Annotated in this window: 14 protein-coding genes, 3 tRNA genes and 1 pseudogene; 1 reads left to right on the top strand and 17 read right to left on the bottom strand. The window is 45.6% G+C overall.

All coding sequences use genetic code 11. The features are described from left to right. Positions 1-54: 54 nt before the first annotated feature. The 9 genes from rplJ to BBC0122_RS04940 all read right to left on the bottom strand — a co-directional run bounded on the left by rplJ (position 55) and on the right by BBC0122_RS04940 (position 4,960). Positions 55-573 carry a 50S ribosomal protein L10 gene (gene rplJ / locus BBC0122_RS04985; RefSeq protein WP_077991861.1) on the bottom strand — a complete coding sequence of 173 codons (519 nt, stop codon included), beginning with the start codon at positions 571-573 and terminating at the stop codon, positions 55-57. 319 nt (positions 574-892) lie between these two features. Beyond that, positions 893-1,594 carry a 50S ribosomal protein L1 gene (gene rplA / locus BBC0122_RS04980; RefSeq protein WP_077991859.1) on the bottom strand — a complete coding sequence of 234 codons (702 nt, stop codon included), beginning with the start codon at positions 1,592-1,594 and terminating at the stop codon, positions 893-895. Positions 1,595-1,598: 4 nt separating this feature from the next. Next, complete coding sequence (gene rplK / locus BBC0122_RS04975; protein ID WP_077971159.1) at positions 1,599-2,027, bottom strand: 50S ribosomal protein L11; 429 nt, start codon at positions 2,025-2,027, stop codon at positions 1,599-1,601. Positions 2,028-2,194: 167 nt separating this feature from the next. Beyond that, entirely contained in the window at positions 2,195-2,725 is a 531-nt protein-coding gene (nusG, locus tag BBC0122_RS04970) for a transcription termination/antitermination protein NusG (RefSeq protein ID WP_077971157.1), read from the bottom strand. Positions 2,726-2,744: 19 nt separating this feature from the next. Continuing rightward, positions 2,745-2,957 carry a preprotein translocase subunit SecE gene (secE, locus tag BBC0122_RS04965; protein WP_077991858.1) on the bottom strand — a complete coding sequence of 71 codons (213 nt, stop codon included), beginning with the start codon at positions 2,955-2,957 and terminating at the stop codon, positions 2,745-2,747. A 360-nt stretch (positions 2,958-3,317) separates the two neighbouring features. Further along, a tRNA-Trp gene (locus tag BBC0122_RS04955) sits at positions 3,318-3,393 on the bottom strand. A gap of 47 nt (positions 3,394-3,440) precedes the next feature. Continuing rightward, on the bottom strand, positions 3,441-4,616 hold the full coding sequence (tuf, locus tag BBC0122_RS04950; protein ID WP_077991855.1) for an elongation factor Tu: 1,176 nt from the start codon (positions 4,614-4,616) through the stop codon (positions 3,441-3,443). Positions 4,617-4,778: 162 nt separating this feature from the next. Next, positions 4,779-4,852: transfer RNA gene (locus BBC0122_RS04945), tRNA-Gly, on the bottom strand. Positions 4,853-4,875: 23 nt separating this feature from the next. After that, positions 4,876-4,960: transfer RNA gene (locus tag BBC0122_RS04940), tRNA-Tyr, on the bottom strand. A 206-nt stretch (positions 4,961-5,166) separates the two neighbouring features. Here BBC0122_RS04940 and BBC0122_RS04935 point away from each other — a divergent pair. Further along, the gene (locus tag BBC0122_RS04935) at positions 5,167-6,000 is read left to right on the top strand and encodes a TrmH family RNA methyltransferase (protein ID WP_077991854.1); all 834 of its coding nucleotides are present in this window, start codon (positions 5,167-5,169) and stop codon (positions 5,998-6,000) included. A 96-nt stretch (positions 6,001-6,096) separates the two neighbouring features. Here BBC0122_RS04935 and BBC0122_RS04930 read toward each other — a convergent pair whose 3' ends face one another. From BBC0122_RS04930 to gatB, 8 genes and pseudogenes are all read right to left on the bottom strand, one after another. Further along, positions 6,097-6,816, bottom strand: a complete 720-nt coding sequence (locus tag BBC0122_RS04930) for a rhomboid family intramembrane serine protease (protein WP_225868153.1) — start codon at positions 6,814-6,816, stop codon at positions 6,097-6,099. After that, on the bottom strand, positions 6,800-7,870 hold the full coding sequence (locus BBC0122_RS04925) for a hypothetical protein (RefSeq protein ID WP_149866638.1): 1,071 nt from the start codon (positions 7,868-7,870) through the stop codon (positions 6,800-6,802). The genes BBC0122_RS04930 and BBC0122_RS04925 overlap by 17 nt, the downstream gene beginning before the upstream one ends. 137 nt (positions 7,871-8,007) lie before the next feature. Then, positions 8,008-8,349, bottom strand: a complete 342-nt coding sequence (locus BBC0122_RS04920) for a L,D-transpeptidase (RefSeq protein WP_257788085.1) — start codon at positions 8,347-8,349, stop codon at positions 8,008-8,010. 210 nt (positions 8,350-8,559) lie between these two features. Beyond that, positions 8,560-9,063, bottom strand: coding sequence for a hypothetical protein (locus BBC0122_RS04915; protein WP_077991849.1), 504 nt, complete (start codon positions 9,061-9,063; stop codon positions 8,560-8,562). A 581-nt stretch (positions 9,064-9,644) separates the two neighbouring features. Beyond that, positions 9,645-10,072, bottom strand: a pseudogene (locus tag BBC0122_RS04910) (DUF2155 domain-containing protein). 93 nt (positions 10,073-10,165) lie between these two features. Beyond that, positions 10,166-10,564, bottom strand: a complete 399-nt coding sequence (locus tag BBC0122_RS04905; protein WP_077991848.1) for an NADH:ubiquinone oxidoreductase subunit NDUFA12 — start codon at positions 10,562-10,564, stop codon at positions 10,166-10,168. A gap of 16 nt (positions 10,565-10,580) precedes the next feature. After that, complete coding sequence (locus BBC0122_RS04900; protein ID WP_225868152.1) at positions 10,581-11,156, bottom strand: GNAT family N-acetyltransferase; 576 nt, start codon at positions 11,154-11,156, stop codon at positions 10,581-10,583. 5 nt (positions 11,157-11,161) lie between these two features. Next, positions 11,162-12,661: an Asp-tRNA(Asn)/Glu-tRNA(Gln) amidotransferase subunit GatB gene (gatB, locus tag BBC0122_RS04895; RefSeq protein WP_077991846.1), complete on the bottom strand. Its 1,500-nt coding sequence runs from the start codon at positions 12,659-12,661 to the stop codon at positions 11,162-11,164.

Raw genomic sequence — 12,661 nt, 5'->3', positions numbered from 1 at the left:
GAACCGACTAAAAAGACTTGTTTTAAGCGTCTATAGCCGGCTTGCGAAACAGCCTTAAGCCGCTTCGTTCTTGCGGGCATATGCGCCAATAACACGTGCAACCTGACCGGCAGGTGCCTTGACAACTTGAGCAATACGGGTAGCCGGTGTGGAAATCATTCCAACCAGTTTCGCACGCAACTCGTCCAGAGACGGCAACGAAGCCAAAGACTTCACAGCGTCCGCGTTCAAGTTCGTAGCACCCATAGCGCCACCAAGAATGACAAGCTTGTCATTAGCTTTAGAAAATTCGACAGCAATTTTCGGTGCTGTCACCGGGTCCGAAGAATAGGCGATCAGTGTCTGTCCGGTGAACAGATCTGAAATCGACTCCGAATCCGTGCCCTTAAGAGCGATCTTGGCAAGGCGGTTTTTTGCGACTTTAACGGCGCCGCCAGCTTCACTCATTTTAGAACGAAGTTCGTTCATTTGTGAAACTGTCAGACCGGAATAGTGAGCCACAACGACCGAACCGGACTCTTTCAAAGTCCCATTGAGCCATGTGACAAATTCGCGTTTTTCCGCTCTATCCACTGTCTCTCTCCATTTAACAGGTTCTATCAAAAACCTGTCGGGTTGCCTTGAGATAACAGAACCATTTCTGTTATCAGTGAGGATCCTGTCCCCTTTTTCACGCTTTTTTTTGAAAAGCACTCAAAGGCAACGCTGGTTCAAACCTTTTAGTCTCGAAAACATCAAGGTCATTACCCCAGTCTCATGCAGGTTCAAATTCTATTAAGACACTTAATGTGTCACCCACAATCTCGGACAGGACATTCCGGGTTTCCCCGGTATGACCCGGACTTCCTGAAAAGCCCGGATTAGTACGCCAGTAACAAAACTGGCTGAATTCTTATTGCTCCGGACGAACCGTTGCCAAATCGATCTTGACACCAACACCCATAGTTGAAGAAAGACCGACACGCTTCAGATAATCACCCTTGGCGCCTGTTGGCTTGGCTTTCAAAACTGCATCGGCAAATGCTTTCACATTCTGGGCAATCTGCTCGGCACTAAAGGAAGCTTTACCAACACCGGCATGTACAATACCGGCTTTTTCAACACGGAACTCTACCGCGCCGCCTTTGGAAGCCTTCACTGCAGCCGCAACATCAGGTGTAACCGTACCCACTTTCGGGTTCGGCATCAAACTACGCGGTCCAAGAATTTTACCCAAACGACCAACCAACGGCATCATATCCGGTGTAGCAATACAACGATCGAATTCGATTGTACCGCCATTTACGGTCTCGAACAAATCCTCGGCACCAACAATATCGGCACCGGCTGCTTTTGCCTCTTCAGCTTTATCACCACGAGCAAAAACTGCAACGCGTACGTGACGACCTGTTCCATTCGGAAGATTGACAACGCCGCGAACCATCTGGTCTGCATAGCGGGGGTCAACACCCAGATTCATGGTAATCTCGATTGTTTCGTCAAATTTGGCGATCGCACGGTCTTTCACCATCTTGACCGCTTCATCCAGAGGATACAACTTGTTGAAGTCTACACCTTCACGGATTTTTTTAAGTCTTTTTGCTATCTTCGCCATAATCTTAGCCCACCACCTGTAGACCCATCGAGCGGGCTGAACCTTCAATCATACGCATAGCAGCCTCAACGTCATTGGCGTTAAGATCTTTCATCTTGGCTTGCGCAATTTTGCGAACCTTGTCACGCGAAATCGTGCCGGCAACTGTTTTGCCCGGTTCTTTTGAACCCGATTTCAAATTTGCTTCTTTTTTCAAGAAATAGGAAACCGGAGGCGTCTTCATCGAAAAAGTGAAAGACTTGTCCTGATAATAGGTAATAACGACCGGTATCGGAGAATTCTTCTCCATTTCCTGAGAAGCAGCATTGAATGCTTTACAGAATTCCATAATATTAATGCCGCGCTGACCAAGAGCAGGTCCAATTGGCGGAGACGGGTTGGCGGCCCCTGCCGGTACCTGCAGCTTAAGCTGGCCTGCAATTTTTTTAGCCATAATAATCTGCCTTTTTAACTATGCCGAAAATCGGCGGTTTATATAACCGGATAACCGGTTTTGCAGTTTTGTGGTCTGGCTCATATAACCGGCTAAAGTTATAATCACCTTCCACAATCCAATTTCAAAAACACCTTGCTTCCGACGAGTGTTCTTTGAAAAATCAATCAGAGCTTTTCGACCTGACCAAAGTCGAGATCGACCGGAGTAGCACGTCCGAAAATCGAAACCTCCACCTTCAGGCGGGATCTTTCATCCTCGACTTCCTGAACGATTCCATTGAATGAAGCAAATGGACCATCAGCAACACGAACCTGTTCGCCGACTTCAAACGAAACTGAGGACTTCGGACGTTCAATCCCTTGCTGAACCTGATTAAGAATCTGATCCGCTTCCCGATCGGTAATCGGTACAGGCTTGGAGTCAGACCCCAAAAAGCCTGTTACCTTCGGCGTGTTTTTTATAAGATGATAAACGTCATCCGTCAAATCCGCACGAACAAGAACATAGCCGGGGAAAAATTTCCGTTCCGAATCAACTTTGCGCCCACGACGGACTTCTACAACTTTTTCCGTCGGAACAAGAATTTTCTCGAACAGATGATCCAAGCCTTTCAGCTTTGCTTCCTTTTCAATAGCCTCTGCAACTTTTTTTTCAAAGTTCGAATAGGCCTGAACAATATACCAACGAGCAGCCACGGTTACTTTCCTTGAACTATTAGCTGAAAAGACGTTTTAGAAGATCAATACTCTCCCAAACGCCAAAATTCATAATCTGGTCTGCGATGAAAAAGAATGCAGCCGCAAAAGCTGCCATCAAAACAACCATAACTGTCGAAATTGTTGTTTCGCGACGTGTCGGCCAGGTTACTTTTGCAGTCTCGGCACGAACCTGTTTGATAAAGGTAATGGGGTTTGTCTTGGCAGCCATCACTTTCCCTATGTTTTCCTGATTATATCGCGAATCACAAAATCTACTTTAAACATGCCAAAACCGCGAAAGGCCAATCACCCAGCCTCACGCGATTTCCTTGTTAACACTAAATAAAGCGTTATTCATAAAATTACAAGCCAAAACTTCGCACAATTAATAACCCGAACTGGCCGAAAAATGAATCACGGCAAACAGCGATTATTCGTTTAGCAACAAACCGGTGACGAATAGCAACGATAGTTGCGACCCTTTTGCCGACTTTTTTCAAAAACACCTGTCTATAAAAAACAAAAATGTATAAGCAGGTTTTATAAAAAAACCGCACCCATACATCTATCCGGTATTAATTGAAAAAAATGGCAGGGGCAGTAGGGTTCGAACCCACGACCTGCGGTTTTGGAGACCGCCGCTCTACCAACTGAGCTATACCCCTTCACGTCAAGACAGACACACCAAACTGCATGTCTGTCTTTCTCTTGACTATTCAATGATTTTGGAAACAATACCGGCACCAACCGTGTGGCCACCTTCACGGATAGCGAAGCGGAGCTTCTCTTCCATAGCAACCGGAACAATCAGTGTAACATCCATCGTAACGTTATCACCCGGCATAACCATTTCTGTACCTTCCGGCAATGTTACAATACCGGTAACGTCTGTCGTACGGAAATAGAATTGCGGACGGTAATTGGTGAAAAATGGTGTGTGACGACCACCTTCATCCTTTGTCAAAATATAGGCTTCTGCCTTGAACTTGGTGTGCGGTGTAACAGTACCGGGCTTTGCCAATACCTGTCCACGTTCAACACCTTCACGTTCAATACCACGAAGAAGAGCACCGATATTGTCGCCTGCTTCACCTTCATCAAGAAGCTTGCGGAACATTTCAACGCCGGTCACTGTGGTCTTTGTCGTCGGACGGATACCAACGATTTCAACTTCGTCACCAACCTTGACAATACCGCGTTCAACACGGCCGGTCACAACTGTACCACGACCGGAAATCGAGAACACGTCTTCAATCGGCATAAGGAAAGGCTGGTCGATCGGACGCTTCGGAGTCGGGATATATTCATCAACTTCGTGCATCAAAAGACGAACAGCATCTTCACCGATTTCCTTGTTGGTGCCTTCAAGAGCAGCCAATGCCGAACCCTTGACAATCGGAATCTCGTCGCCGGGGAAATCATATTTTGAAAGAAGTTCGCGAACTTCAAGTTCAACCAGTTCCAACAGCTCTTCGTCGTCCACCTGATCGACTTTATTCAGGAAAACAACAATAGCAGGAACACCAACCTGACGGGCAAGAAGAATGTGTTCGCGTGTCTGGGGCATCGGGCCATCAGCAGCAGAAACAACAAGAATTGCACCGTCCATCTGGGCAGCACCGGTAATCATGTTCTTGACATAGTCAGCGTGTCCGGGGCAATCGACATGGGCGTAGTGACGCTTCTCTGTCTCGTATTCTACGTGTGCTGTAGAAATCGTGATACCACGAGCGCGTTCTTCCGGCGCAGCATCAATCTGGTCATACGCCTTGAACTCGCCAAAATACTTTGTAATCGCTGCCGTCAACGTTGTTTTACCATGGTCAACGTGACCAATCGTGCCGATATTTACATGCGGCTTCGTACGTTCATATTTGCTCTTTGCCATCGCCGTCGATCTCTCGTCTTGTTAACACCCTTACAGGGTTTCAGAACCGAACATTACCGGATTAAAACTTCAAACCGGCTTACATCTAATAAACGGAAACTTCCGTCTGGTCACAATGGAGTTTTACCCCAATATTTTATTGCTTTATCGCTAACGAACGCTTGGAGCGGGTAGCGGGAATCGAACCCGCGTATTCAGCTTGGAAGGCTGCTGCTCTACCATTGAGCTATACCCGCACGTTGACTCCGGCTCCGGTAAATGGTGGAGGGGGTTGGATTCGAACCAACGTAGCATAAAGCAACGGATTTACAGTCCGTCCCCTTTAACCACTCGGGCACCCCTCCATTAAATACCTAGCGAAGTTGCGCGATAAGGCATATACAACCAGACCAAATACATAAAGAACTCGTTCTGTTTGTGTGGGGCGTTATGCCGTTTAGCATTGCCTCTGTCAACAGGTTAAATTCCGTTCTTTTCATTTTAATATCAAAAAATTCTTTTTTCACATTTTTTAGTATCGGATAGGACAAGCAATCGGCTATAGAAAACCATGAACGAAAAAACTCCAAAAGATTCCCATTACGCCCGACTACGCCGCCAATATCGTGACCGTTCGGGCTTAAGAGGTGAAAAAAACAACCGCCCGAAAATTGAACCGTCACCCTTTAATGACGGAGAACTCCGGCTTTATGGCCTCCATACGGTTGCTGCCGCCCTTCGCAATAAAAAGCGCAAACTCAAGAAGCTTTCTGTCACAAAAAACGCGTTTGACCGTCTTGGTCTCGACGAATCAGAATTAAATTGTCCGGTGGAAGTGGTTGCGCCGAAAGTGCTTGATTCGCTTGTCGGTAGCGAGGCGGTACACCAAGGTGTCGTTCTCGAAACAGAACCTTTGAAACCACGCTCGCTTGACGAACTCTCCGATACCGATCTTGTTATCGTGCTCGATCAGGTCACCGATCCGCACAATGTCGGCGCTATTATGCGTTCGGCGGTTGCATTCGATGCCGGTGCTCTTATTACAACGAACAGGCATTCGGCACAGGAGACCGGAGTCCTTGCAAAAGCTGCCTCCGGTGCTTTGGAACTTATAGACCACATTGCCGTGCGCAATCTCGCAGACGCACTCGAAGAACTACACAAAGCCGGTTTCACGAGTTTCGGACTTGATTCGGAAGGACCACTTCCTCTCGAACCAAGTTTGAAAGGCGGTCATATCGCCCTCGTTCTTGGTGCTGAAGGAAAAGGATTGAGGCAAAAGACACGCGAAACTGTTTCTGTGCTTGCCCGCCTCGATATGCCGGGAGCGATAAAATCCCTGAATGTTTCCAATGCCGCAGCCATTTCGCTTTATGCTGCACGCAATTATCTCACAAAAAAATAATCCGGATTTCATTCCGGATTTTTTCAACGCCGGATATATCAAGCCGGTTTTTCATCAAATTGAGAAAACACCATGCCGACCGGAATCAGGTGGCTGCTAAAGTTCCTGATTTCTGCGTTTGTCAAATATTCCTATGAGAAAGAAACCGGCTAACAGCCCGCCAATATGTGCCACCCAGGCGATTGAACTTTCTTCCCCCCCGATAGATGGTGTCGCAATGCCAGTAATGATGTCGATGATGATCCATGTACCGATAAAAACGACGACATTCTTCGAGACCAGTGATTGACCTATGGATAAAATCGGTCCGGCAAATTCCGACCTTTGTCTATATCCTTGATTTTGCACCTGCCTAAAACCGTAGCGTGCAGCAGCTCCCATCATACCGGATATGGCACCTGACGCACCAACCATCGGCACATAACTATCGGGATAAATGTATAAATGCGCAAAAGCGGCGGCAGCCGAACATACACACCAGAAGACAATAAACCTCAAACTGCCTATCCGGTTGGCAAGCGGTGAGCCGAATATCACAAGCCACATCATATTGACGCCAACATGCATGAGGCTTGCATGCAAAAATGAATAGCTGACCGGTGTATACCAGAATTTCAGGAAAGCATGACTGAAGAAATCGGGAATAAAAGCGAGATAGGTATAAAATATATCGTAGTTTCGGGGTGAAAAGAAATATTCCGGAATTAAAAAACTGAAAGCACATACCGCAACGATGATAACGATGATGGTTGGTATATTGAACAGCGGTGTGTGTTGCCTTCGGTTAAAAGCGTGGTCGTTATAGTCGTTGTTCACATTCAGTCTCCTGACATCGGAAATGTTTTTGTGCGTAACGCGGTATCAAACGTAAATATATAATTTCGGCAACAAGTTCGACGCAGGTTTGTGTCAAAACAACGCCGGTAATCAGAGCGCGTCCACCAGAGGGTGCTATAGATAGCAAAAGTGGCAACAAAACCAGAGAATTTCGCGTGGAAACACTAAAACTCAGAGCAATTGCCTTTTTCCGGCCAAGCCTCGTTAATTTTGCAGTTAAAAAACCGATAAATGGCGCAAGAAAGGCATATAGCGCATAAAATAAAACCCCGTATAAAAATGCACCGGATAATTGCTTTTTATCACAACAAGAAACGGGTTCAGCATTATCGAGCATAGGTAAATTTTCGCCCGATAGCCGATTATTCAGGCCAAATAAACTCGTATTTTCCGCAGCAGAACAGCAATTTTTGAATGTCGAAAAAATTTCCGAACTGGCATAGGTAGCGATAACCATCAATGTGAGTGCGGTAACAGGAACGACACTTTTTTCCATGACCGAAGTCGAAGTGGAAATGAATTTGTTATGACGGGATATTCCCTGAAGAAGCCAGGCAATACATAACGGTAAAACCAGAACCGAGACAACCGAAAACAAAAATTCACCGATTTTTTGCCGTTCATCTGCAAGAGTTGTGGTATTCCCGAAGCCCATTACCCCCCAAAGAAACAGAAAACACAGTTGGACGATCAATAAAACCGGAAGCATCGCAGTCAGAGCTGTGGCATCACCTTTTGCCATACGGCAAAAAGACACAACATAATCAACACAAGGTGCGCAAAGCAGGATTGCTCCAAATAGGGAAAAGTAAAGATAAGGATTGTTGCCGGATGTTAATGTCGAAAAAGAAAGCTGTTTATCCGGAAAATCCAGCCACGACAAACCCGACCATAATAATAAAAACACGAGAGCCGGAATAAACAGGAAATTGCCGACGATTAGCCCCGCAATAAAACGTTTGTCACTGAAACTATTGACAATTGCTGCGCACGGAACCTGCAAAAATGTGACAAGCAGCAATAGAGGTAACATCACTTGTAATGCTCGATTGGCAAAACCTGATATTGGCGAAAAGCATCCGGTAACGAGCCCTATAACGATTGCTACGCAATAAAACCATATTTGATAATGTTCAAAAAATGCTGGCCAGTTCCGGTGATTACAAACCATTATTTAATCACAATTTTCAAATTTTCCGGCCCCGCTTCTTGCAGCATTTTATAGAGTATCTGCGCATTTGCCGTATTCAGGCGTATGCAGCCATGGCTTGCAGGGCTACCTAACCTGCTTACATATGAAGTTCCGTGGATTGCATAGCCTTCGTTATAGAAAATCGCATAAGGCATAGGCGCGTTGTCATATTTTCTGCTCCGCCACATTTTATGCATTCTGACGGGTCTGAAAGTTCCGCTTGGCGTCGTATAACCTTTACGGCCTGTCGATACTTTCCAATGATAAAGTGTCTTGCCGTTTTTTTTAACGACCATTGTTTGTTCCGATACATTCACCAACGCCAATAAGTCGTCAGCCAAAGCAAAATCTGTCAAAAAAATGACGGTACCAACACTCCCATAAAAACAGCAGATATTTTCCAACGCATTGCATCCCCACCCCACTTTACTTTCAAAAAATTCATAGCCCAGCGTAAAACGCTAAAAAACTAAAGGAAATGAAAAAATAAAAAATCGTTGAATTTTTACCTGATAAATTGATTTTGATATTCAATATTTCGGCATGGATTGCATCTGGTCAAGAACTTGCTGAAAAGCTCTTTTATCAAGAAATCCGTCAACATAATTCCCGCGCCCGACAAGTTTAAAAATAAATCCGCTGACAGCATATTGGCGAAATTCATCTTCAGGAATAAAAATGCGGCCTTTTTCCGAATTTGTACATCCGATCGTACAAACTATATTCAGTTTTTCCCGTGCAACATAACGATAGTTTCGTTTCTGCGACCATGCCAGACTAATATCAAGATCGTTGCTGTTTGTAGACGTTGCGATCGTATCAATGACGTAACCTTGATTGCTTATCCATTTTGCCTGCATTTCCAGTTGTATCAAAGGATTGTTCGTAAAATAGAAACTTTTGGAGCTAAGTTCCGTAACACGCGTATAATAATCATGTGTTGTTGAAGGTTCTGTTGTCCACTGGCAGGCGGTGAGACAACAAGCCAAAATCAGATAAGCAAGACTCTTTTTCACAAAACGAATTGACAGCATGTTGCGCCTTCTGAAACACTGCGGATTTTCCGATTGAAAGATTAATGCGCGACGCTTACGCCAAGCTTAAGCCTTGTTGTTTGAGATATAAAAACGCAAATAAATCGAAAATAAAGGCAATCCGCTTCTGAAAACAACGAACATCACGCCCGAATATTAACTTTTCAACTTCGCAATGTGTAATTCAAATCGCTTGAAGACTTGAAGTCACAATTATTGACGGGGCCAAGCTTTTTATAATTTTTAATATCCATTTCATATAAAACCGGATTAAGCGGCCTTTGGGTGAAAAATAGATTTCCTTTCGGGATGGCCTTGCACCAAAAGCAGTGTCACGTCAGAACATTCCGGATTCACGCCTTTCAGATGACCGGTGCTTTTGCCTGAAGTTTTGAAAAAACAAACGGCTATCCTGCGTAAAATGTTGATTTCAACCAAGAGATTTCCGGAAAATGACAGCTTCCAACCGGTTAATGCCGATTTCAGACAACATTCGCATTGTTATGGGGGGAATAGCACGGCGATTGCCCACCCATTACATGAACCGGATGAAATGAATAATAAATGCCAATTCAGAAAGATCACTGAGGTGCGGGAACTTTCGATTTTTGTTTGCAGTCTTTCAGCCAAACATCATAAATCGGGTGCTCGACAGCATTAAGACCAGGACTGTCGGCAAACATCCACCCTGTGAAAATGCGTTTTATTTTTTGTCCAACGTGATTTCATTGACTTCAACAAATCCATCGGTACGCGTTGCCTCATCTGCCGAGTTCGAGTAACAGACACGCGGGGTTACTTGCAACGCACCAAATTGATATGTCTCGCCGATATAGACATCGAATGTTGTAATACGGCCGGTTATTTTATCCAGCCCCGAAAAGACGGCAACCGGATTGCTCAAACGTGTTGTTTCCTGAGAAAATACCGACGTGGTGCCAGCGAGGATACCGGCAACGCCAATCACGGCAAATAAGCAACTTTTTGGAAACGGTTTAAAAAATTTCATAGCACCGCATCAACAACTTCAATTAAAGCCCGAAGCTTATCTGCCAATTATGGCAATATGGCGGAAACCTTCGGTTTGTCCGCCACTGTTTAATTATTTACCCGGTGTCCAGGCATCATAATCGCCGGTCACATGTGGCCGCTCACCATGATGTGTAATCGAGCCTTTTGGCGTATAGGCCTGACTTGTGCCGGTGAGATTTGGGTGATGCGGCTTTTCCCATTCACGTGCGTGATAATTTTCAGCGCTTGGTGGTGTATTTGTCCGATGATGGATCCAGCCATGCCAACCGGCGGGAATTGTCGAAGCTTCGGAATAATTCTTATAAATGACCCAGCGACGTGGATAACCGTCTTTATGAAGGCCACCTTCATAATAGATATTTCCGAACTCGTCCTCGCCGACGCGCTTGCCATGTAGCCACGTAAAAAACCGCGTATTGATGGTGTTACCATTCCACCACGTAAAAACCTGTTTCCAGATACCAGCCATTTCAGTGCGAGCTCCTTCAGTCCAGCCCATAAGCTTCAAACGAATAACAAACTTTAAATGTTATGCAGCCCGACAGCATTAAAAGCAAGTTATTATTCACATTGTCAAAATAGCGTTTTCTCGAACACAATATCATCGTTCGGGACATTGTCGCTATTTTTCCCCAGTCTTTTATAGCCTTGTTCTTCAAAGAATTTTTGCGCCCGCTCGTCTTTTTATTGAGCGAGATACGAATTTTCCGCGCAGCAGGAAAGGCTTCTTCAAGTTCTATCAACAAACGTTGACCGATCCCCTGCCCCTGACTTTCCGGCTTTACACATAAATGAAACACAAGAGCTATTTCCGAATCACCCTTGACAGCGCCCTGCGCTGCATAAGCCACCCCGTGAAGCAGTTCGCCATCATCTGCGACGATAAATTCGGATGCGGGACGGCTGAGCATTTTCTTCAATATGTCGGGCGTATAATCATGGGAGATTCTACGGTCTACCTCTTCACGTCCGACGAGATCATCAAATACAGCATGCCATGTTTCGATCAGAAGATCATGAATAGCATTGATATCATCCTTGGATGCAGTGCGAATCCACATGATCGTTATTCAATCCCAAGTTTTGCCTTTATCAATTTGTTCACCACTTGCGGGTTTGCCTTGCCACCGGTCTTTTTCATAACCTGACCAACAAACCAGCCTGCCAGAGTCGGTTTTTCTTTGGCTTGTGCAACCTTATCCGGATTGGCAGCAATGATTTCATCGACAGCCTTTTCGATAGCTCCGGTGTCGGTCACCTGTTTCATTCCACGTTCTTCAACGATTTTCGCAGGATTTCCGCCTTCATTCCAAACAATCTCGAAGAGATCTTTTGCGATTTTACCTGAAATCGTACCCTCTTTGATAAGGTCGATAATTCCGCCAAGTTGATCTGCCGTCATCGGAGATTGCGAAATATCAAGACTTGCCTTGTTCAAAGCGCCGAGCAAATCGTTAATCACCCAATTGGCGGCAAGTTTACCATCGCGACCTTCGGCAACGGCCTGGAAGAAATCCGCAATCGCTTTTTCACTCACAAGGATCGAGGCGTCATAGGCACTCAACCCCATTTCATTGATAAAGTTCGACTTGATTTCATCCGGCAAGGCCGGCAATCCGGCTTTCAGGTCATCGACAAATTTCTGGTCGAAAACCAAAGGCAGCAAATCGGGATCAGGAAAATAACGATAGTCATGCGCTTCTTCTTTGGAACGCATCGGCCGTGTTTCACCTTTGGCGGAATCAAACAGCCTTGTTTCCTGATCGATTGTACCGCCGTCCTCAAGAACCGCTATCTGTCGACGTGCTTCGTAATCGATTGCCTGCCCGATAAAACGGATCGAATTGACGTTTTTGATTTCGCACCTTGTGCCGAAATCCTCTCCCGGACGACGCACCGAGACATTAACATCGGCACGCATTGCGCCTTCATCCATATTGCCGTCGCATGTGCCAAGATAGCGCACAATGGTACGCAACTTGGTCACATAGGCTTTTGCTTCATCCGATGAACGCAAATCCGGCTTGGAAACAATCTCCATCAGGGCAACGCCAGAGCGGTTAAGGTCAACAAATGACATTGTCGGGTGTTGGTCGTGAATAGACTTTCCTGCATCTTGTTCGAGATGGAGACGTTCGATACCGATTTCTACATCCTCGAACTCACCTTTCTTGTCCGGCCCCACCGAAATGGTGATTTTTCCCTCGCCGACAATCGGCTGCTCAAACTGTGAAATCTGATAGCCTTGGGGTAAATCGGGATAAAAATAATTTTTGCGATCGAACACCGACTTCAAATTGATTTTGGCATTAAGTCCTAATCCGGTTCGTACAGCCTGTTTTACGCATTCGAGATTAATGACAGGTAGCATTCCCGGCATCGCCGCGTCGACGAGTGACACATGCGCATTGGGTTCGGCTCCGAATTTTGTCGAAGCACCGGAAAAAAGTTTTGAATTGGAGGTTACCTGTGCATGTACTTCCAACCCGATAATGACTTCCCAGTCACCGGTAGCTCCAGAAATGAAACGTTTCGGGTCAGCTGTGCGGGCATCAACGATTGTCAT

The sequence above is a fragment of the Ditibartonella choladocola genome, assembly GCF_002007565.1.
Lineage (GTDB): Bacteria > Pseudomonadota > Alphaproteobacteria > Rhizobiales > Rhizobiaceae > Bartonella > Bartonella choladocola.
The sequence above is the reverse complement of the archived record's forward strand: the minus strand, read 5'-3'. Positions and strand labels throughout refer to the sequence as shown.

Excerpts from the sequence above, each read along its gene's own strand:
- rplA (WP_077991859.1), bottom strand. The coding sequence starts at position 1,594 with ATGGCGAAGATAGCAAAAAGACTTAAAAAAATCCGTGAAGGTGTAGAC.
- rplK (WP_077971159.1), bottom strand. The coding sequence starts at position 2,027 with ATGGCTAAAAAAATTGCAGGCCAGCTTAAGCTGCAGGTACCGGCAGGG.
- secE (WP_077991858.1), bottom strand. The coding sequence starts at position 2,957 with ATGGCTGCCAAGACAAACCCCATTACCTTTATCAAACAGGTTCGTGCC.
- tuf (WP_077991855.1), bottom strand. The coding sequence starts at position 4,616 with ATGGCAAAGAGCAAATATGAACGTACGAAGCCGCATGTAAATATCGGC.
- BBC0122_RS04935 (WP_077991854.1), top strand. The coding sequence starts at position 5,167 with ATGAACGAAAAAACTCCAAAAGATTCCCATTACGCCCGACTACGCCGC.
- BBC0122_RS04925 (WP_149866638.1), bottom strand. The coding sequence starts at position 7,870 with ATGTTACCTCTATTGCTGCTTGTCACATTTTTGCAGGTTCCGTGCGCA.
- BBC0122_RS04915 (WP_077991849.1), bottom strand. The coding sequence starts at position 9,063 with ATGCTGTCAATTCGTTTTGTGAAAAAGAGTCTTGCTTATCTGATTTTG.
- BBC0122_RS04905 (WP_077991848.1), bottom strand. The coding sequence starts at position 10,564 with ATGGCTGGTATCTGGAAACAGGTTTTTACGTGGTGGAATGGTAACACC.
- BBC0122_RS04900 (WP_225868152.1), bottom strand. The coding sequence starts at position 11,156 with ATGTGGATTCGCACTGCATCCAAGGATGATATCAATGCTATTCATGAT.
- gatB (WP_077991846.1), bottom strand. The coding sequence starts at position 12,661 with ATGACAATCGTTGATGCCCGCACAGCTGACCCGAAACGTTTCATTTCT.